Genomic DNA, 22,152 nt, shown 5'->3' on the forward strand with positions numbered 1-22,152 from the left:
CCCCCCCCATGTCGATCGCCCGCGGCTTCCCGATCGTTCTGCGGTGATGTGTAACATCCCATAGTTAGACAGCAGATCAAGAAGTGGCGGCGAGGGGGGATTTTGGCCAATTAAATTCCCCAACTTCTGCGGTAACTTCTGATCCAACTTCCGCCGCAGTTTCTGCCCCAACCAGCACCAACTGCACCGCACAAGCTTTTAACTCAGGCTGTTTGGAATCTGGACAGCTTGCAGCATGAGTCATGGCATTGGCTTCAGCGCCTTCGGCCCACAGAGAACCCCAGTGCATCGGTACAAATAGCGTACCTGGGGCGATCGCCTTTGTGACTTTTGCCGGAAACTGCGCCTTGCCGCGGCGCGATCGAACTTCCAGCAAATCCCCCTCCTTAATCTGCAATGTGGCAGCATCGCGGGGGTGAATTTCCAAAAACGGATCGGGGTGCAATTGATTAATTTTCTCTGTTCTACCCGTCCGCGTCATCGTGTGCCAGTGTCCGTAAAGTCTCCCTGTCGTCAACACAAACGGATAATTTGGATCGGGAGGTTCTGCCAGTCCCCGCGAGTGATAGGCCGAAAATCTCGCCCGCGCGTCAGGAGTGTGAAAACGCCTGTCAGTATACAGCCGTTTCGCTTCGTTCGCTGGATGCACAGGCTCGTTTTCCCGGCAAGGCCACTGCTGCGGCCCTTCTTGGCGGATGTATTCGTGGCTGAGGCCGGTCATATCGCAAGGCTGCCCCCGCGTCAACTGTGCGTACTCTGTAAAAACATCCGCACTGTTCTCGAAAGCAAAGTGTTCGGCAAAACCCAACCGGCGGCCGACTTCAGCGAAAATGCTCCAGTCGTCGCGGGCTTCCCCGGAGGGAGTGTCGAAACCGGGACAAAAGGTAACGCGGCGTTCGGAATTCGTCATTACTCCGGTTTTTTCGCTCCACTGCGTTGCCGGCAGCAGGATGTGAGCGTAGGCGGAGGTTTCCGTGGGATAGTAAGCTTCTTGATAAATAGTAAAGGGCGATCGCAGCAAAGCGGCTTTAGTGCGTTCCAAATCCGGCATACTCACCACCGGATTAGTAGCTGCAATCCACAGCAACTCGACTTCGCCACTTTCCAAACCGGTGATCATATCCCAAGCTGTGCGGCCCGGATTCGGGGAAATGCTTCCCGGTGCGATTCCCCAAAACTCCTCGACTTGGGTTCTGTGTTCGGCATTTTTCACAAAACGGTAGCCTGGGAGCAAGTGAGACAGTCCTCCGGCTTCCCGCCCTCCCATCGCGTTTGGCTGGCCGGTGAGGGAAAACGGGCCGCTTCCCGGTTTGCCGATTTTACCTGTCATCAAGTGCAAATTAATCAGCGATCGCACCTTTGCCGTGCCTTCCGACGACTGGTTTATTCCCATCGACCACAGAGACAAAACGCGCTGCGACTGTTCCCAGTAGTTGGCCGCCGTTTCTAACTCGCTGACAGTAATGCCGCAGCGCGAGGCTACAAACTCCGGCGTGTAGCTGCTAATAACCTCAGCAAAAGCTGAAAAATTCGCCGTGCATTCTTCAATAAACTCAGGATCTATTGCTTGCCTGCGTAACAGCAAATATGCAATTCCGTTAAGCAAATCTATATCCGTACCCGGTTTAATTGCTAAGTGCAAATCCGCCGCTTCAGCAGTCGGAGTCCGCCTTGGATCTACCACAATCATCTTGACATGGGGATGCTTTTTGTGGTATTTAGCTAATCGATTGAATACGATCGGATGGCATTCTGCTGTATTGCTACCGATAATAAAAGCGCAATCTGTTAATTCTAAATCGTCGTAACAGCAAGGCGGCCCGTCCGAGCCAAAGCTTTGAACGTATCCAGAGACTGCTGAAGACATACACAAGCGAGAATTAGCATCAAAATTATTAGTACCCAGACAACCTTTCATTAGTTTCTGGGCAATATAATAATCTTCTGTTGCGAATTGACCCGAACCGTAAACGCACAAAGCATCGGGGCCGCTGGTGCTGCGAATTGTTTGGATGCGATTAACAATTGCATCGAGAGCTTCGTCCCAGCTAGCGCGGCGGAACGGTTGGTCGAGAGTATCTCGCATCATTGGATACAGTAGCCGATCGCTCCGAATGGACTCTGCTACGGTTGCTCCCTTAATACAAACCATGCCCTGACTCGATGGGTGATTGCGATCGCCCCGCACTTTCCAACTTTGTTTTTTGTCGGGAACAACTTCTAGACCGCAACCTACACCGCAGTATGGGCAAAGAGTTTTTATAGTTTCCATCTGGTGATTTTAGATGCTAATTTTTGAAAGCTAATGCGTAATTGGTAATTCGTTATTATAGTCGGAACTGAGGGTTCCTGCAAATAACGTGAGAATAATTACTTAGTTTCCGCATATATGCTTCTCAGAAATCGACAATACCCTGATTTAAAATTACCCGCTATCTTACTAAAAATCGCCCTTGCTCTGGCTTGTAGCCAGCTTCGGGCTGCTACTAAAGGTTCCTCAAACAGAGGAAATTCCACCTAACTCTTGTCACCCCCAAGGATGGGGGCTAGGAGGAATTTTTGCATAGCTCAAACAGCGCGTCGGTACTACTTTTGGCATAGTTGTTGATAGCAAGGTGAGATTTAGTGCGGGAGTATTATGTCGCCTATTTCCCTGATTTTACTTCAAATACGCCACCGTTGGTGGGGCTAAAAGTTACTTGGAACTCAGCAGTTTTTTCAGCGCCTGCTGCGGCACCGGCAGGAGTTTGCAAAACCGGCAGAGGAGTTTCTTTGACGAAATCTTTAGCTGCTTTATTTGTGGGATCGAACTGTAGGATATCGCCGTTTTCTTTGACTTTGACCCGATAAGTCAAGCTTTCGGTAAATGTCGGAGTTGTTTTCCATGTTTGGTCGATTTGTGCATACAACTGCTTTCCGATCGCATCCAGTTCGGTTTGGTCAGAAATCTCTGATGTGGCACTGGTGGCTGCATTGGGCGCGCCTGCGCTGTTAGCAGCAGCAATGGGTGCTGGGCTAGCAGCAGCAATGGGTGCTGGGCTAGCAGCAGCAATGGGTGCTGGGCTAGCAGCAGCGATGGGTGCAGGGCTAGCATTGGGTGCGATCGAACTTGCTGCGATTTGCGGGCTGGGGGGAGAACTCACAACCGCCGCCGCAGTCGTCGCCTGCGGTGCAGTTTCTTCTAGTTTCGCTTGCTTTAGCTGGCTGGAAATAGCAGACATATTGACGGCAGCTAAAGTAACCATTGCTACGAACCACGAGGCCCCCAGGATGCCGCGTTTGATCGGCGAAGCTTCAGGGGCAACGGCTGCGTGATGCACAAAGGGCGCAGGGGCGATCGGCCTGTTAGCATTCTCCGCAACCGCAGGCTTTTTGCTAGCAGGTAATGGCATCGGTAGCGCGACGGCTTCTGTCTCCGAGTCCGTTTCTTCACCTTCTTCGTGGTGGGCGTAGCGAGAAAACAGGAACTCCAAAGCAAAGTTACGCAGTTCGTAGTATTTGGGGTCTTCCATAATCCGCGCCCGGTTGCGGGGACGGCTGAACGGAATGTGCATATCTTCGCCGATGGAAGCTGCAGGCCCGTTGGTCATCATCACGATGCGATCGGCCAAAAACAAAGCCTCATCAATATCGTGAGTAATCATAATGACGGTAATTTTTTCCTTCCGCCAAATTTTCAGCAATTCTTCCTGCAACTCTTCGCGGGTAATCGGGTCTAGAGCTCCGAAAGGTTCGTCCAAAATCAACAGTTTGGGACGAGTTGCCAGAGCTCTGGCGATCGCCACCCGCTGTTTCATCCCCCCGGACAATTGGCCCGGTCTTTTGTTACAAGCTTCGGTCAGCCCCACTAATTCCAAGTGTTCCTTGACGATGGTATTGTGTTCGTCTGCGGACTTTTCCGGGTAAACATTTTCAACGCCGAGGTGAATATTTTCTGTAGCAGTCAGCCACGGTAGCAGCGAGTAGTTTTGAAATACCACCATGCGATCGGGGCCTGGTTCAGTAATCTGCGAACCTTCCAGGGCTACTTCTCCGTTTGTCGGCCCGTTGAATCCCGCAATCATATTCAGCAAAGTTGATTTGCCGCAGCCCGAGTGACCGATCAAACAAATAAATTCGCCTTCATTAATAGTCAGGTTTACACCGTCTAGAACCACGTAAGGGCCTTTAGGAGTTTCGTAGACTTTCGATACGTCTTTAATAGTAAGAAAGTCTTGCTTGGGCGTTTGAATTTTGGTTGTTTGGGGGGTTTTTAGAGTTTGCATATTTTCAGGATTGGGATTTTGGGTTGAGGAATTAGACATGACAGCTTTCGATTGATAATTTGAAATTATGGAGTTAGGAAGGGGGAAATGTGGAGTCTTGTTTCCTGATTTCTTGCTCCTCATTCCCTCTTCCTATTTGCTGGCTATGCTAGCAGTTTGATGGAACACTGACTGCCTATTTGTTCAATTAAAATCTCTTCAATGCGGACGCCGCGTTTGATTTTGACATTCTGAAGATAGTGGATCGGGTCGTCGAGATTAAACACCGTGCCGTCAAATAGCTCGATCGTCCGGCGATCTCTGGCAATATCCGGCAAACCCAATTCACGCACTGCTTGACCAAAAACATCGGGCCGCAAAACTCGATCGACCACTTCCACCCAGTTTTTCGGGAACGGGATAAGTCCCCAGCGAGCCATCTGCGCCATCACCCACACCATTTCTAGGCGGTCTGGAAAATTGGCTTTGTCAACATAGAACTGATTGAAGTTGTAGAGCATTTCGGGTTCTGCCTCCGTACCGGAGTTGTACGGATCGATGAACCCTGGACGGATGTCTTTCGGATCGGCGCCGATGTATTGTTCTTGGCTAATCAATCCTAGGACTTCTTCGCGGTTGCGGCGGTCGTCGCAGTATTCGCAGGCTTCCAAAAGCGCTTTGACGAGGGCGAGGTGGGTTTGAGGATATTTCTGAGCCCAATCTTCGGTAACACCGAGAACTTTTTCGATGTGTCCGGGCAGAATATCGAGGGAACGGGCCATGACAAAACCCGTACCGCTGTTGACTGCGTGGGAGTTCCAGGGGTCGCCTGAACAGTAACCGTCAATGTTGCCTGCTTTTAAATTCGATACCATCTGCGGGGGCGGAATCACGGTCAAGCCCACGTCGAGGTCGGGGTCAATGCCCCCAGCGGCCAGCCAGTAGCGGAACAGCAGATTGTGCATGGAGGCGGAGTGTACCATGCCCAAGGTGTGAACTTTATCGGGACTCTTGGCGAGCGCAGCTTTGAAATCCTGTAATGTCCGAATGCCTTGTCTGTAAAGGTCTTTGCTGAAAACAATCGAATTGCCGTTGCGAGACAGCGTGAGGGCGCTACAGACGGGTACAGGGGCTTCACCGTCGAGCCCCAACAGCATACCGATCGGCATTCCTGCGACCATTTGCGCCGCGTCCAGCCGTCCTTCGGCGACTCCTTTGGCGATCGCTTTCCAGCTAGGTTCGCGGCTGAGAGTGACTTCTTCCAAGCCGTGCGCTTTGAAGAAGCCTTTTTCTTTGGCTACAACTAAGGGCGCGCAGTCGGTGAGGGGAATAAAGCCGATGTCGAGGTTGATTTTTTCCAAGCCGTTGCGGGCTATGACAGCGGGTTGTTGTTTGGCCCTGCGCTGTTTGACCCGCTTTTGCTGGTTGAGGAAGTAAACCATTTCGTTACGCAGTGCGTAGTAACTCGGATGGTTGACAACTTCCATGCGTTTGCGGGGGCGGGGAATGTTGACTTCGAGGATTTGCCCGATTTGCGCTTCCGGGCCGTTGGTGAGCATCACAATGCGATCGCTCAGTAATAAAGCTTCGTCCACGTCGTGAGTTACCATCACGCTGGTGACTTTACTTTCTTCGCAAATTTTCATCAACTGGTCTTGCAAACCGCCGCGAGTTAAGGCATCGAGGGCGCCGAAGGGTTCGTCTAGCAGTAGCAATTTCGGGCGAATTGCTAGGGCGCGGGCGATCGCAACTCTTTGTTTCATCCCCCCAGAAATTTCGCCTGGGCGTTTGTCGGCGGCGTGTCCGAGTCCGACCAATTTAATGTGGTGTTCGATCACCAACTCGCGATCTTCTTGAGAGTTACCGCTGTAAATTTCATTTACTGCTAGGGCAATATTTTCGCGCACCGTCAGCCAAGGTAGCAGCGAGTAATTTTGAAACACCACCATTCTGTCCGGGCCTGGATCGCGGACTTCGCGTCCTTCTAAAGTAATCCCGCCCTGACTTGCTTTGTCGAGGCCGGCGATGATATTTAGCAGTGTAGATTTGCCACAGCCAGAGTGTCCAATTAAGGTGATGAATTCTCCTTTTTTAATTTTCAGTTCGATATTTTTAAGAGCAATGTATTGCTCTCCGTTGGGCAAGTTAAATACGCGATCAACGTGGTCTACTTCAACAAATACTGACATGGCTCTTTTAGGTTAGTTGGTAATTTCTAGATGCTAATTATTAAGGGGAAATTGGGCATTGGGCATTGGGCATTGGGCATTGGGCATTGGGCATTGGGCATTGGGCATTGGGCATTTGCCCGCCCAGGGCATTGGGCATTGGGCATTAATTTACAACTAATTTCTAGCAGTTTGTAGCTGGCAACCATTCCCCATTCGCCATGCCCGATGCCCGATGCCCGATGCCCCATTCCCAAATCCTATTTCTGTTCTTCGGGAACCACTTTGGAAGCGATGAAACCAACGATTCTGTCTAAAATCAAACCGACGATTCCTACATAAAGCACTGCTAGAATCACTGCACTGAGTCGAGAACTGTTGTAAGCGTCCCAGATGAAGAAGCCGATACCGACGCCGCCGACTAACATTTCCGCAGCTACGATCGCCAGCCAAGACAAACCGATGCCAATTCTCAAGCCAGTGAAGATGTAAGGAACTGAAGAGGGGAGCAGGATTTTCCAGAAGTATTTTTGGTTGGGTAGGCGCAATACGCGGGCGACGTTTCTGTAGTCTTGGGGTATTTGTTGAACGCCTACTGTGGTGTTAATTAAAATCGGCCAAATTGCTGTAATTAAGATTACGAAAAGTGCAGAAACTTCGTTAGCTTTCACCCCCATGCCTTCAAAGGGATTGAACTGTTGAAATACAGCCAGGGCGATCGGCAGCCAAGCCAGGGGCGGGATAGTTCTGAATACTTGAAACAGCGGATCTAAAGCATCGAACATTAGGGAGTTTGTGCCGATCAGGATTCCCAAACTGATGCCGAGAACTGCTGCCAAAGTAAAGCCGATCGCCACCCGCTGCAAGCTAGCCAAAATTTGCCAGAACAAGCCTTTGTCTGTACCGCCGTTGTCGAAGAAAGGATTAATAATCAGATTCCAGCTTTCTTGGACAGCTTTGATTGGCCCCGGCAAGCTGGACTCTGGACTGTTGCAGAGGATTTGCCAGATTATGAGCAGAACTGTAATTGCTACCAGCGGGCGGATGATTTTTCGGCGGTTTTTTTGAACATGATCCAGAACGAAATTTACTGGATTTTTGCTTTTAGTAACAGCGAGGTTTGTTGCCATTTTTCTTTTTGCAGTATTGTGAATAATCGATTATTTGTAGATACTTTGAACAGAGTTCACCAGTTTTGACCCGTCGATCGCACCCTCCGTTTCACTCTGTCCAACACCATCACTTTTAGGGGTTTGTCAACTGTCAGCAGTCAACTGTTAACAGTCAACAGTCAACAGTCAACAAACTAATTATGCTTTTTTGATTGCCAGACCCTTGAGATATTCTTCTGGTTTTTCTGGGTCAAACTTCACGCCGTCAAAGAAGGTTTCGACACCGCGAGAAGTGGTAGTAGGAATTTGGGCTGCGGGAACGCCAAGTGCTGTCGCTGCTGCTTTCCAAATATCTTCGCGGTTAACTTTATCAACAGTCGCTTTGATGTCGGTAGTTGCCGGGATATAACCCCAGCGAATATTTTCAGTTAAGAACCAAGCATCGTGACTCTTGTAGGGATAAGAAGCATTATCCGCCCAGAATTTCATCGCCACTGGGCTGGCAGCTTCAATGCGGCCGGTACCGTAGTCAATTTGACCTTTAGAGCGACTGATAATATCTGCTACTGGAACTTTTAACCACTTATCTTGAGAGATGATTTGGCACATCTCATCCTGATTTTCTGCCTTGTCGCACCACTGCTGGGCTTCCAGTACAGCCATTGTTATTGCTTTAGCAGCTTTGGGGTTTTTCTCAACCCAATCTCCTCTTAAAGCTAAAGCTTTTTCTGGGTGGTCTTTCCAAAGTTCTCCGGTTACTAAGGCGGTGTATCCTACCTTTTGAGTAACTAGCTGAGCATTCCAAGGTTCGCCGACGCAAAAGGCTTCCATGCTGCCAGATTTCATGTTCGCTACCATTTGGGGCGGCGGTATGGGAATCACGGAAACATCTGTATCTGGATTGATGCCGCCGGCTGCTAGCCAGTAGCGCATCCACAAGTCGTGGGTGCCACCGGGAAAAGTTATAGCAACAGGAAGGTTTTGGCCAAAAGCTGCTTTCAGGGGTGCGCTGTCTGTACCTACTTTTAAATCTAGGTATTTTTTGCTGAGCGAAATTGCCTGACCGTTAGTATTTAACCGCGCCACAAGGTTCATCGGCACTGGCTGATTGCCTTTGGTAATAGTGCCTAATGTCATGTGGTAAGGCATCGGGGATAAAATGTGAGCCCCGTCAATGCCGCCTTTGTCGGAACCGAGTTCTAAGTTGTCGCGAGTAACTGGCCAAGATGCTTGTTTGGTAACTTGTACATCTTTCATGCCGTACTTGGCAAATAACCCTTTTTCTTGGGCGATGATTAAGGGTGCTGCGTCGGTGAGGGCGATGAATCCGAGTTTGGCTGCGGTAACTTCTGGGGCGTCGGCAGGGTTGATGTTGACTGCTGGAGCGGCGGTGGGCGAAGCGCCGCCGGGAGTGGCGTTAGATGTGGTGGGGCCGGAACTGCAACCGTGGGCTAGGAGGGTGCCGGCTGCTGTTGCTCCAGCGGTGATGATGAATTTTCTTCTGGAAAGGTTGCTCATTTGTCTTGAATTGTTGTTGTACTTTGAGATGGTGGAAATGTGAGATGTGAGATTGATTCGCGACCTTCGCATCGCATCTCACATTATGAGATTAGGCGTCGATCGTCACTCTGCCGATCGCCCGTGCGCTGCAAGTTAAAATGAACCCTGGTTCTAAGCCTGCGGCCGCTTCGGGGTGGCTGTCGTAGGCGGCAATATTACCTTCTAGGAGTTTCTGCTTGCAAGTGCCACAAACTCCCTTTCGGCAATCGCTGTCAAGTTCGACTCCCGCCCGTTCGGCAACATCGAGAATGTACTCATCTTCGCTGCAAGCAACTTCTTTGCCCGATCGAGCGAAAATGACAGTAGATGTCTGAGGTTTGGGTGCTTGGGCTGCCGCTTCGCCCTCCTCAACCGTCAATTGCAGTTGCCGCTGCAGCACAGCTACATCCCCTGTGATCTCTTTGGGAGCTGCCCCAAACTGCTCGACTAACAGTTGATACAGCAGCGGTTTGAGGTCTTCGCAAGCGATGCCTTTTTGGACGCAAGCACCCAAATGAGCGTCTTTGCCAACTGTGCCTCCCATGTAAATGTCTACACCTTCGAGGGTTTTGCCGTTCTTGCGAACTTTTGTTCCCATCAAACCAATGTCTGCTACCTGGGGTTGACCGCAGGAATTGGGGCAACCTGTCCAGTGAATTCTGATCGGTTTGGGAAGTGACAGTTCGACATCGAGTTCCTCAATCATTGCCACGGCGCGGCTTTTGGTTTCGATGAGGGCGAAGTTGCAAAACTTGGCGCCGGTGCAGGAAACCAAGGCTCGCATCAGCGGTGCGGGCTCGATGGAAAAACGCTGCAACAGCGGTTCTTTGACCAGCGATTCAATCCGCGAGTCGGGAACGTTGGGAATAATCACGTTTTCTTCCACAGTGAGCCTGAGCTCGCCGCTGCCGTAAACCTCGGCAATTCTGGCCAAATCGAACAAATCCGATGCCTGCAGCCGTCCGACGGGAACGTGCAGCCCTACATAGTTGAGTCCTGATTGTTTTTGGGGGTAGATGCCGATGTGGTCGCGTTTGTCCCAGGTGATTTCATCTTTGGGCGCGGCGGCGGGCAAAGTGCGCCCTAATTCTTGTTCGACTTCGGCTCGGAATTGTGCGATTCCGAGTTCGTCAATCAGCCACATCAGCCGCGATTTTTGGCGGTTTGCTCTTGGGCCTTGATCGCGAAACACAGTTAAAATTGCTTTGCACAAATCTACAACGTCGCTGGGACTTGCCCATGCGTTGAGAGGAATTGCAGCTTCGCAGCGTTTGGCGGAGAAGAAACCGCCGACTAAAACGTTAAAGCCGATGTTGCCGTCTTTGTAAGCGGGTACGAAGGCGATGTCGTTGATTTCTGCGTGGACTGAGTTGTCGCGGCAGCCTGCGATCGCAATATTAAACTTTCTCGGCAAATTTGAAAACGCGGGGTTGCCTTCGCCGCTGTTCGTAATCATGTCTTGGACTTCGTTCGCCAGTTCCCGCGTATCAATCAGTTCGTCGGCGTCGAGCCCTGCGACTGGGGAACCCGTGATGTTACGCACGTTGTCCATGCCAGACTGGATGCTGGTCATGCCCGCTTCTTTGAGGCGGCGGAAGATGTCGGGTACGTCTTCGATGCGAATTCCGCGCAATTGCAGGTTTTGTCTGGTGGTGATGTCGGCGCTGCCGTCGTCGCCGTAGCGTTGGACGATTTCTGCTAGCGTTCTGGTTTGATTGCTAGTAATGATGCCGTTGGGCAAGCGCAGCCGCATCATGAATTTGCCGGGAGTTACTGGCCGAAAGAAGATGCCGAGCCATTTGAGGCGGTGCTCGCGATCTGTTTCGTTCATTGCTTCCCAGCCGATTTCGGCGAAGTGGTCGAGTTCGCCTTTTAATGCTAAGCCATCTTTTTCGGCTTTGAGTTTTTCAAACTTGTTCAGGCTCGCTTGGGCTTTGGGTTCTACTGTTTGGGTCATCGGTTTACCCTCGCTGCTGGCTTGTGTGGGGAGGTCTTGACTTGGAGCATAAAGTGTGTCTTTCCTGCTAACCTTAGTGACTGTATGGATTTAAAACTGTATATTTAGTTACTAGATGGAATTTCTTTTAAGCATGGTTGGTCTTCTGTAAACTTGAGCTTGACTGGGCGCTGGCTCGAACGTGGCAAAACTATTTATGGTTATAGTTGCTACCGATGATTCGGTCGATCGCTCTGTTTCGATGCACCTTTGTTATGAGCTAATGTAAAGCCCCCGATTGTAAATATTCGTAGCTATTTTTACAAAATATTGAGTTTTATGAATATTTCGCATACTGCCGATGCGTTTTATACATGGGGAATGGGTAAAGAGACCCCCAACACCGAAAAATCTCTCTAAATCTTTAGATTTAGGAGGGGAGAGGGGGATATTGGAATATCTAAGATTAATTTTGTGACTGCGATCGCAGACTTAAAACGAGATCGTCACAACATTAGAGCGGTCGCTGTCACACAGTTTGCCTCAAAACATCACATTGTGTGCTATGCCAGCGTCACTCTTGATTTTCCAAGAACGAGAGATTATATAAGTATCGAATTCAGGGAACGTCTCATGTTTTTAGTTCAACTTATCCCCGGCGCTATTTCCGAAATGCTTGCCTCTGTTACGGAGACGGGTTGTTTGACTTTAGCCGATCGCTACGGCTTGATGGCCGCTGTTTTGGACGACTCTCTCGACGATGAATACAGACATTCGATCAACCGCCTGCTGCGTTCTGTGATCAAGGGAAGAGTCAAGGTAGTCAACGAACTGTCGGCGATATATTAACAGGATTTAAAAATTTGATTGATTTATGCAGCGCATAAGAGTGCAGAAACCACCGGCCGAGTTAGAAGGAAGCCACGATGCCTGCAGCGGATGTAGGGCCGGAAGTTGCTTGGGTGTTCTAAAAACGTGCGATCGTTCTTGCCGTATGATTTTTTTGGATTCTCCAATTCTCGCTTTGTGCGGCACTTAAAGAAAAAGTGCTGATTCACAGTTTTGACGCTCAATTGAGAGCCTGTTGGGTTGAACGCTTATGGTAAATTTAGTAAAATTGTTGTGCGCGATCGGCATTTGAGGAGTTGGAGGAATGAAGTCATCCCAACCAACGTAATTATAATTATTAGACATCTCCAGCAAAGCCTGTCTTGAACAGGCAGGATGCCTGTTCCACAATAATTATTGGAGAGGTATATTGAACAGGGCTGGCGATGAAAGACAATGTATGAAAATTATTAATCAAACAATCGAATTATTAATAGAATGTGGCCTCGGCCTCTACAACATCACGCCCCCTCTTGTCAAAATTAATTGGTAATTGATAAAAAATCAATTAAGTCGATCTGCCAGAAAAACAATAATATCTTGTAGGGGCCCGTCAAGTCTGGACATTGACTTGCAGACAGTTTATGGCTGGACTCAACCGCCTAAACCCGGTAGTCAGTGTATTTTCACCTATACAAGACTTATGCAGCCCTACTTTATACTGTGCCTGCATAAATCTTGTATTTAGTTACTGCCATTGGTTAGTTTTTTTAACCAATATAGTTGATATAATGCGATCGCCCGACCAAATTTTTAGCAATATTTTAATATTTTCAGGCGAAATATATGATTGACTGAAAATTTAAAACAGTCGAGCGAGCAGACTTGACTATTTAACAATGATTCCCAGGGAGCATTTTATGAAATCCATTGCTAAAAACAGCATCCACTGGACTTACTCACTGGCTATTTTCTGTGCCCTTTTCGCACTACAGCAACAAAAAGCTACAGCAGCAACGCTATCTCATGGCTGGAATTATGCGATCGATTCCTTCAACGACGGCGTGACAGGGCCCCAAATCGGCGGCGGGGAATTTGAATTTTACGGCATCGCCATCAAAGAAACATCAGATACAGCTTTCATCGCCATCAATTCTAATCTAAGTTTAGCAGGATATGCCGACCCACTAGCTCAAAGAGGCAACATCAACTACGGCGATTTATTCTTCAATTTTTCCGGTCAAAACTTCAATACAGCTAACGCCAACGGCAGCTTGCTTGGTATCCGCTTTGCCGAAGGAAATGACTCCGGCGTGGCGACAACAGGCGTTTACAAGGATGTTACCGCTAAAAGCGTTACCCAAACTAACTCTGGCTTTACCAATTTAAATCAATTCAATACGGTAGTGGCATCTCAAGGCGGAACCCCATCAATGGGCGATTTAGCTGCCACAGACCCCTATTTTGAACAAACCGGAAACTGGACTATTCTCAACTCAATAGCTACGGGTACAAAAGTAGGAGAAATCAATTTTTTAACACCAGCAACTTTGAGCGTCCTCGGTCTTGATTTCGCTCAGTTTAATGCCGTAGGTTCTCAAACCATTGGATTCAGTTTCAATAAATCATCAATGCCTTCGGGGAACTATATTGCTAACTTTTTTGCCGAGTGCGCTAACGATGCGATCGCCATTACAGGCTCTTTTGAACAAGGTTCTGCTGAACCAGTACCAGAACCTGCTACTATCTTCGGTACTTTAGCCGGATTTGGGATTCTAGGCATTGGCGCAGCAAAACGCAAAATTCAGCACAAGATTAGCTGAAATGGATTTTAGATCGCTCCCCGTAGGGACACGGCAATGCCGTGTCCTGCACTTCATAAACTCCTCTAAGCTAGATTGAAATTGGCAGCATTAATCAGGCTGGCAGACACCCCATTCAGAGAGGCTAAAATTTCACCTGTTGCGGACAAACGGATGAAAGTTGAACTGTTTTCTTGAGTAATTGACAGTTGGGAGAAAGTGAGATTGTTGGCGAGTATTAGCAAATCTTTGCCATCCTCAAAATCCAAGATAGTATCGATGCCAGAATTAGCAGATAGCAAGAATTTATCATTGCCATCACCTCCCGTCAAAACATCACTTCCCAAACCGCCAATCAGCAAATCATCACCCTTACCTCCCAGCAGAATATCATTACCCTCCCCACCATTCAAAACGTCAGCACCGCGGCTGCCAAACAAGGCATCATCACCGCTACCTCCCAGCATAATATCATTACCTTTGCCGCCGAAAAGAGAGTCTTTTCCGAGAGTACCATCGAGGTAATCATTGCCCCTCATGCCCATCAAAGCATCATTCCCGCTGCCACCAGTCAGGATATCGTCGCCGTTTGTACCGAGAATGCGATCGGGGGAATTGCTGCCCAAATCCGCATCACCGATGACAACAGGAGTCGCAATCCCACCAGGTAATGTCACAGCTTGAATTTTGGTATCTAAAGCAGCACCAGTATTCTCAGTAACTACCAGGGAAATTGTCTTAGTTCCCGCAGTTACTTCCTTTAAGTCTTGAGTAGTTGCGCCCAAAGTTACTTTTTGAACACGGGCGACTGCTTCAGGAATTGATGTTGTTGTACTGGAGACAGCGGCATCAATGCGTTGATTGGCTGTTGCCATTACTGTCGCGGCTTGCGAGGTAATTTGAGTGAATTTTTGACTGTTGAAACTGGGGTCAATTTGCTTGATTTTAGCGGCAGATTGCTGAATTATTGGTTCTAAATCTGTTGCATTGCTGAGGTTTAAAGCTGTACCGGATTGAACTTGACTCGTAATTGAACTGACAACAGCCTTGACAATATCCTTAGTTGCTGCACTGGAAGCACCGTCAATCAAAGCAGCAGTTTGAGTGATGAAGTTTTGGACTTTCACCATTGCGGATAAAGTTGCGATACCGCCCGGTTGGTTGTTGTTGGTGGCGTCGATCGGGTCTAAGCTAGTCAGGTCAATATTAGTGGGGATGGAAAGGGCAGTTTTGACTAAAAATTGTGCTTCTGCTGGTCTAACTCCTTTGTCGATCAAGTCGGCAACTAAGGTGGTTAAGAGGGTAACAACAGTAGCATCTGGTGGTGCGGTGACTGGTGTTTCTAGAGGTAAACCTGTGGCGGTGTCAGTGCCTCCTGTGGCAACTAAATTGCCTTCTTCTGAATCGATTTCCCCATTTTGATTTTTGTCGAAAATGTCCGAGGCGAGACTCAGATCGAATTCACCATTAGGGCCAGTGATGGCAGACGGTTCATTAGGATCGAGTATGCCGTTTTTGTTCGCATCTAAGAAGATAGTAGAACCAGCAATGTAACCGTCAATCACAAAACCGCCGAAATTGTAACTCTTGAACGGGATGATCTCGCTAACACTGGCACCAGACGCATCCGTTCCTGTGATCTTCATCCAGTAGTTAAATTTCTTCGGGCGAGTTTCGCCTATCTTAATAGTGCGAGTTTCGGGATTGAAAGTTAACCATGAAGGGAGAGGAATTTCAGGAAAACTTGACTTATCGATTAGTTTATTATAGCGACTGCCGTTGAGATCGGTTTCCGAACGGTACGCAGACCGATTCAAAGTATTGTAATCTGCCAGACAGATCGTATAGTTAATGCGATCGCCCGGATCGGGGTCAGTATCGGTATTTGCAGCGAAGGTCAACTCATTGGCAGTTTTAGAACTTCCTTGCGACAAGACAGAACGATTTACCAATGGCGGGCGGTTGCTATCCGTTGGCGGCGGCGTTGGCGTCGGCGTTGGTGGTGTGGGCGTTGGTGTTTGCGTTGGTGGTATGGGCGTTGGTGTCGGCGTCGGGGGTGGCGTCGGTGTCGGAGTTGGGGGTGCCGGCGGTGTCGGAGTCGGGAGTGGCGTCGGCGTCGGAGTCGGGGGTGCCGGCGGTGTCGGAGTCGGGGGTGGCGTCGGTGTCGGAGTCGGTGTTGGTGGTGTCGGCGTCGGAGTTGGCGGTGTCGGCGGTGTCGGAGTCGGGGGTGGCGTCGGCGTCGGAGTCGGGGGTGCCGGCGGTGTCGGCGTCGGAGTTGGCGTCGGCGTCGGAGTCGGCGGTTCTAGTGTCGGCTGTTCTAGTGTTGGGGGTGGCGTTGGTGTCGGAGTTGGGGGTGGCGTTGGTGTCGGAGTCGGGGGTGGCGTCGGTGTCGGAGTCGGGGGTGGCGGCGGTGTCGGAGTCGGTGTTGGTGGCGGCGGTGTCGGCGTCGGGGGTGGCGCCGGTGTCGGTGCAGTGTGGTTAATAATAGTTGTGGTAGCAGTATCAGCGGTAATTATTGGTGTTACCCCTGGGACGCCTGTGGGATTTGACAGGGTGACGGTAATAGTTTCATCGGGTTCAACCGTGGTGTCGCCTAACACATCTAGACTGATGGTTTTTGATGTTTCACCTGTCACAAAATTAATCGTGCCAGTAGCAGTTTTTGCCCCAGAAGTGCCGCCGATATTGTTATAATCGCTGCCGTTGGTAGCTGTTCCTGCTATTGCATATTTGACGCTACTTGCCCCGCTAGTGTCGTTGCTGCGAGTAACAGTGAAAGTTAGAGGTTTTTTGCCGCTATTGCCTTCGTCAATGCTGGCAGTACCGGCGGCAATGGCATAAGCAACAGAAACCTGGTCTGAAATAGTTAGAGTTGTTGTTTTTGTGAAACCCGCAATGCCATTGGTAATTGTGCCCAAGTTGAAAATAGCGGTTTCCGGGTTTTCAGAGATACTGTCAGGCTTGATAGTAACTGCAATATTTTTGGTGAGGGCGGCACCTGTTGAACCTGCGGGGAATGTAATCGAAGTAGGGGAAAAGGTGTAGTCTGAATTTTCGGTGGCTGTGCTACTGGGGTCGAGGACAATTGGCACAACTACATCGCTGAAGGGAGTGCCACCGCTGATCTTGACGGGAATATTAACTACTTTGTCTGTTGTTCCTTCGGTAACGCTGTAAGTAGCCGCACCGAAATTAACTGTATTGGATGTATTCAGCAGAACCGACACATCGTAAGAACCGCGGTTCGTAGTAGCTAAATCCAACTTGCCGTCAACATTAAAATCTGCCGGAATCATAGCAGCCCCACCTCCCGCATTCCCGATACTAAAGTTGGTGAGATTACCAAATTTACCAGTGCCATCCCCCAACAAGAATGAAACGTTGCTCCCCTCGGTAACCGTGGCTAAATCGAGTTTGCCGTCGCCGCTAAAGTCGCCTGCAACCACAGATTGAGGACCTTCACTGACAGCAAATTTGGTAGCAATACTAAAATTACCCGTACCATCTCCCAAAAAAACTGAGACATGTGAAGTGACTGGATTGTAACTATTGGTAGCAAGGTCGAGTTTGCCGTCGCCATTAAAGTCGCCTGTGACGACAAGGAGAGCCCCTCCTTCGGCGGTAAGGTTAACGGGGGAGTTAAAGTTGCCCTTACCATCTCCTAAGAAAACGGAAATGTTATCAGTGCTTAGCTGATGTGATGTGGTGACTAAATCGAGTTTGCCGTCGCCGTTAAAGTCGGCTGTGGCAACAGTAGATTTGGAGCTTTGTGTATTAATATGAACGGGATTAGCAAAGCTACCAGTACCCAATCCGGAAAGTATTGAAATGTAGTTTCCCACCCGAGGGGTTGTGGCTAAATCTAACTCGCCATCTCCATTAAAGTCGCCGGCTGCGATCGATCTAGGATCTAGCGGCTTATCCTGTGGATCTTTGGAAGAAGAGAAGTTGGTAGGATTGCCAAAACTGCCAGTACCTGTCCCCAGCCGGATGGAAACGAAACCGCCTCTATGGGGAAATAAAGGATGCGCTACAGCTAAATCGAGTTTGCCGTCTCCATTAAAGTCGCGCACTACAATGGAATGGGGATTCTCGTTACCTGGGTCCAATAAGGTGGTAGCAGTACCAAAGCTGCCCGTAGTACCCGTCCCCAACAATATGGAAATATTCCGGGACCCGCCGTTGACCACGGCTAAGTCTAGGAAACCGTCGCCGTTCAAGTCGCCCGTACCCATGTCAATAGGAATCCTGCCGACACTATAGTTTCTGGCCTCACTGAAGGTGGAGAGGACGTGGCTGTATGCTGCTAGAACTTCAGGCCGAAATGCTAAAGAGGCTGCTATTTTCCCGGTTGTGACTTCCAGTTCCCAGTCGCCGCCTTTTGCTGCACTTCCGGTGAGGTTTTTGGAGGCGGCAACGTTGGTATTTGTGAGTTGGGCGATGCGCTGGATGAAGGTGAAGGATGTCAATGCGACATTGCAACCGTAAATCAGAATGTCCGCACCCCGATTTAAAGCGCTTCGCCACTGCTGAAATTGCTTGGAATAAGTTTCCAGATTGTCAGAACACAATCTGGTTTTGCCCAGTTGCAAGCTGCCGGGAGCTCCGTGAGAAATGATGTGAATGCTATCTATATTGCTGCGATCGTCCAAAATTTCAGTAATTTGGTCGATCGCATCCCTGTTCCCATCCAAAACCACTACTTCCGTACCCGGTGTTACTCCGGCAATCAAACTTTGATAATCTTCAACTTGAGAATCGATAAAGGCGATCGCACTTCTTGAAACTTGACAATTAAAATTTGGCATCACACCACCTATTCCTGGTTTAAAAAAGACTGAAAATTTGTTGTATCAACCATAAGGCTTGATTGCCTAAAACTCTGTAAAGATTTGATAAAGATGTATTGATAAATAAATAGTCCCTCGATCGACCTTGGGAGTGCCAAGAGTGCCTCCCCCCCCGCCCACGAGGGCAACCGCGGGGGGATTGCCTACAAAGAATGGGGGGATATGCAAATCAGGTCGATCGCACTTTCTACCGTATTTTTATTAAATCAGGTGGCTATTTGAGAACTTGAGTGAGTTCTCATTGACTTCTCATCGACTTTTGATTAGACCTCTCCCATAATTAGGTTTTTGTGCAGATGGGACAAGGCGTAACGCAATGAAAATAGTTAAAATTATTAAGTAATCTTGTGGGCGAGCGAGACTGCGATACAAACCATATATCTAATAGAAGTAGGGACACGGCAATGCCGTGTCCCTACGGGGATATTGATAGTACCTATAAACCTGCAATCTGCTGTAAATTGACACAAATGCACTGCCAACCCTAGCCGGATCGACTGTCGCAATCTCGATCGCACCTCAAAAGATTATTAAGAGATAAAATGCGCCCAAACATTCCCATCTGGCCCAGCAACTTGATTGACGTAATTGTAGGGATACATTAACTTTCTCCCCTCAGTATCGCTGTAACCAGTGAGGGCATCTCCCCAAGGATCTTGCACGATATAACCCTGAGAATTGTAGCCAATTAAAGTGAGAATGTGACCGGCTGCAGTAAAATCTCCCGCTAAAACTACCGGCCGCCGATTCAGCAATTCCGATCGCACCTGGGCCCACGTGCGAGTCGTACTAAAACTCGTCTTAAACCCGTAAGCCTGAATCAGCGCCGAAAGCACGCTGTGATCGGTTTGAGAACCCTGGCCGGCATAGTCGAAACACCACTGCAACAACTCATCCTCCAACTGTCCGCCCCACTCAGAACGAACGCCGTAGTAATAAAATACCATCGCGATCGAAGTTACGTTGCAAGTAGACCAGTCAAAACGCGGATTGTCCCGCTGCGAAAAATACGGCACGTTCAATTCCACATTGTTCGGAACCGGATCGAAAATTTTATCTCCCCGCTTAAACTGAACAAAACTAGGAAAAACATAACCTGTATTGCCAAAATTCGGCAGTTCTTCAGTCAGGGAAACTTTCAGATGAGATCCTTCCGCACCGTAGCTGTTCACGCCGTAAACTCGACCTAAAGGCAGCGTAGTTTTCTCGGTACTGCTCAGGCTAGCAGAATCTACTGGTCGTTTTTTAAAGACTGTTGCTTGCAGGATTGTCATCGTCAAAGCATCGGGGTCAAAGGGAACTTCTTTGCCGTCTTTTTTAATTTTTACGTCTTGCCAATAAATAAATCCGATATTGCCGAAACCGGGAATAGATTCGGCGAGAGTTACTCGGAAATGCCCCAAAATGCAGGCATAACCAGTAATGGCATAGGTAGTGCCTAAAAGTAGGTCAGCCATTTGATCCGGCTGCAGTTTCGATGAATCTTCGGGTTTAGCTTTAATCTGAGTTGTTTGAGTTACCAAAAGTTGAGCGCTGACGTTGCTATTCGGTACGTCAGCCAGGTCAAATCTTAGGATTTGAGTACCTTTGGCAAGCTGAACATCGGGTTCGTAAAAATAGCCAAAACTGCCGATCGGTGAAATTGCTGAATCCACAACCACCTTGAGATGCCCGTCAATAAATCCGTATTTGCTAACCGCCAAAGTCTGGCCTGCTTTGACAAAAACTTTTTGCTGATTGTTGAGCCGGGAAGAATCAAGGGGAGCTACCTTAAACAAAGTGTCAGAAACTATCTTTAAGGTCAAACCTCGTCCGACAGTTAGCGGATCGGAAGTTACGGCAATGTAAATTATTTGGCTGCCAGTAACGTTGCCTTTGCTGTCAGTTGCCCGCAACCTGAGCCACCGAGCTCCGGCTACGCTAAATCCTTTAGACAAATTAACTTGCCAAGTGCTGGTCTCTTGGTTTAGCGTGACGCTTAGGGGAAATGTATCCTCAGCTATCACCTCAATTTTTGCTGTTTTTTCTCGGTCAAAAGTACCCCGAAGGACGATCGGCTGATTTACCAAAACTTCTGACGGCCCTTGATAAGTTAAATTCGGAGCGGGATTGAAAGATTTGCCACCGCGACTGAATTGCACAAAATCGGGATAAATGAAACCCGTATTGCCAAATTGCGGCAAATTCTCGGTCAGCGAGACTTTAATGTGGCTTTGTTCGATCGAGAATCCGGCAATTCCGTAAATCATTCCCGCCGGCAAGGTAATTTTTTCTTGGGGTGGCAGGCTAGCCGCATCTATCGGGCGCTTTTTAAACACAGTCGTTTTGATGATTGTCATCGTAACTGCATTTCTATCATACTCAATTCCCCTCCCGTCTCGCAAAATTTGGACGTGCAGCCAGTACACAAATCCCGAAGTTCCTAAGTTAGGAACTGCCCGCTCAAAAGCGACTCGGAAATGGTTTTCCACGCAAGCGTAGCCAAGAAGATTGAAAGTTTCTCCTGCGTTCAATTGTAATTTCTGAGTTGCTCCTAAAGTTGCAGAATCTGCGGGGGTTAACTTTAACCAGGTCTTTTTGATCACCCACAGTAACTGCATTCCACGCGGCGGGGTCGGCAACTCAGCGCGATCGAATATGAGAATTTTTGCGCCTTTGGTTATAAATACGTGTTTTTCGTAGAAAAAGCCAGAGGTTCCCACCGGAGTAATTGGATTATTTAGTTGAACATTCAGATGTCCATCTTCTAACTCGTAGTCCCTAATTTGATAAATTTTACCTGCTGGTATTTCCGCTTTTTGCAGGTTGTTAAGATTGCTGGCGGGCAGTGTTCCGACTTTGAATGCGGTATCTCTGAGAGTAATTAACGTCAAAAATTGAGCGGGTGATCCAGAAGCAGGATTAACTTTGATGTTAATTGTTTGTTGACCGATAACTTGGCCCGTCTTATCACTTGCCCTCACCAGCAATGTGCGAGTTCCTGCGCTAGGGAATCCTTTATCTAAACTGATGTTCCAAATGCCTCTAGAGAGATTTCTCCCGACATTCAGGGCATTTGAGCCTTCTGTTGCTGAAATCGCTGCCACTAGATTTGTGTCAAAAGTGCCAAGTAACACAGCGGCCCTATTGACCTCAATTTCTCGCGGGCCTAAGTAACTCAAAATAATTTTGCTGCTTGTCATTATATATCCCCCTATCTAATTAATTATTCAGCTAAAGCAAGGATAACTTCTGATTTTATCAAACACAATGACTCGAACCAGGACAAAATGGCCCCTAGATTCAGCCTATGGGCGGTTAATGCGTTTTCCAGCATAAGTTTTTAATTATTGGCGGGATCTGCGCCACAAATCTCACTTTAGGCGTACAATAACCACCTTAACCAAATATATGCCTGGTTGAGCGGATTTGTGGTGCAAGTTTTGAAGGAAGGAATTTAGTTCGAGTCGGTTGTTTCCCGCTGAACCCTTGATCCCTCACTGGCTGAGTCAATCGATTTTAGATTTTAGATTTTAGATTTTAGATTTTAGAATTGAAGCATTGACCCCACGGATGAATGCGGAGGCTTGTATCCTGGATGCTTTCGGTCAGGACTTAGGATCGCGAATTAAATAACTTACAATTTTAATTGTTATTGTGGGATGGGCGTCCCGCCCGTCCTTTTTGGACGGGC

The 22,152-nt window shown here is 48.5% G+C and carries 10 protein-coding genes; 2 read left to right on the forward strand and 8 right to left on the reverse strand.

What is annotated here, in order from left to right; translation table 11 throughout:
* Positions 1–76: 76 nt before the first annotated feature.
* From QUA00_RS21760 to QUA00_RS21790, 6 genes are all read right to left on the reverse strand, one after another.
* Positions 77–2,272 (reverse strand): nitrate reductase, encoded by a 2,196-nt coding sequence (locus QUA00_RS21760; protein WP_333411085.1) that lies wholly within the window; start codon positions 2,270–2,272, stop codon positions 77–79.
* A gap of 373 nt (positions 2,273–2,645) precedes the next feature.
* Positions 2,646–4,304, reverse strand: a complete 1,659-nt coding sequence (locus QUA00_RS21765; RefSeq protein WP_333411086.1) for a nitrate ABC transporter ATP-binding protein — start codon at positions 4,302–4,304, stop codon at positions 2,646–2,648.
* 104 nt (positions 4,305–4,408) lie between these two features.
* Complete coding sequence (locus tag QUA00_RS21770) at positions 4,409–6,433, reverse strand: nitrate ABC transporter ATP-binding protein (RefSeq protein WP_333411087.1); 2,025 nt, start codon at positions 6,431–6,433, stop codon at positions 4,409–4,411.
* Positions 6,434–6,672: 239 nt separating this feature from the next.
* The gene (ntrB, locus tag QUA00_RS21775; protein ID WP_333289385.1) at positions 6,673–7,542 is read right to left on the reverse strand and encodes a nitrate ABC transporter permease; all 870 of its coding nucleotides are present in this window, start codon (positions 7,540–7,542) and stop codon (positions 6,673–6,675) included.
* A gap of 180 nt (positions 7,543–7,722) precedes the next feature.
* Positions 7,723–9,042, reverse strand: a complete 1,320-nt coding sequence (locus QUA00_RS21780) for a CmpA/NrtA family ABC transporter substrate-binding protein (protein WP_333143943.1) — start codon at positions 9,040–9,042, stop codon at positions 7,723–7,725.
* A gap of 91 nt (positions 9,043–9,133) precedes the next feature.
* Entirely contained in the window at positions 9,134–11,020 is a 1,887-nt protein-coding gene (locus QUA00_RS21790; protein ID WP_445305756.1) for a ferredoxin--nitrite reductase, read from the reverse strand.
* Positions 11,021–11,632: 612 nt separating this feature from the next.
* On the opposite strand from QUA00_RS21790, the gene QUA00_RS21795 reads away from it, so the two are divergent.
* A complete protein-coding gene (locus QUA00_RS21795) occupies positions 11,633–11,848 on the forward strand; it encodes a hypothetical protein (RefSeq protein ID WP_333411088.1) in 216 nt (71 codons plus the stop codon).
* Positions 11,849–12,747: 899 nt separating this feature from the next.
* Positions 12,748–13,650 carry a PEP-CTERM sorting domain-containing protein gene (locus tag QUA00_RS21800; protein ID WP_333411089.1) on the forward strand — a complete coding sequence of 301 codons (903 nt, stop codon included), beginning with the start codon at positions 12,748–12,750 and terminating at the stop codon, positions 13,648–13,650.
* 65 nt (positions 13,651–13,715) lie between these two features.
* On the opposite strand, the gene QUA00_RS21805 is transcribed toward QUA00_RS21800, so the two are convergent.
* Complete coding sequence (locus QUA00_RS21805) at positions 13,716–18,437, reverse strand: DUF4347 domain-containing protein (protein ID WP_333411093.1); 4,722 nt, start codon at positions 18,435–18,437, stop codon at positions 13,716–13,718.
* 572 nt (positions 18,438–19,009) lie between these two features.
* Entirely contained in the window at positions 19,010–21,661 is a 2,652-nt protein-coding gene (locus QUA00_RS21810; protein WP_333411090.1) for a C39 family peptidase, read from the reverse strand.
* Positions 21,662–22,152 lie beyond the last annotated feature (491 nt).

It is taken from the genome of Microcoleus sp. T2B6, from assembly GCF_036700475.1.
Lineage (GTDB): Bacteria > Cyanobacteriota > Cyanobacteriia > Cyanobacteriales > Microcoleaceae > Microcoleus.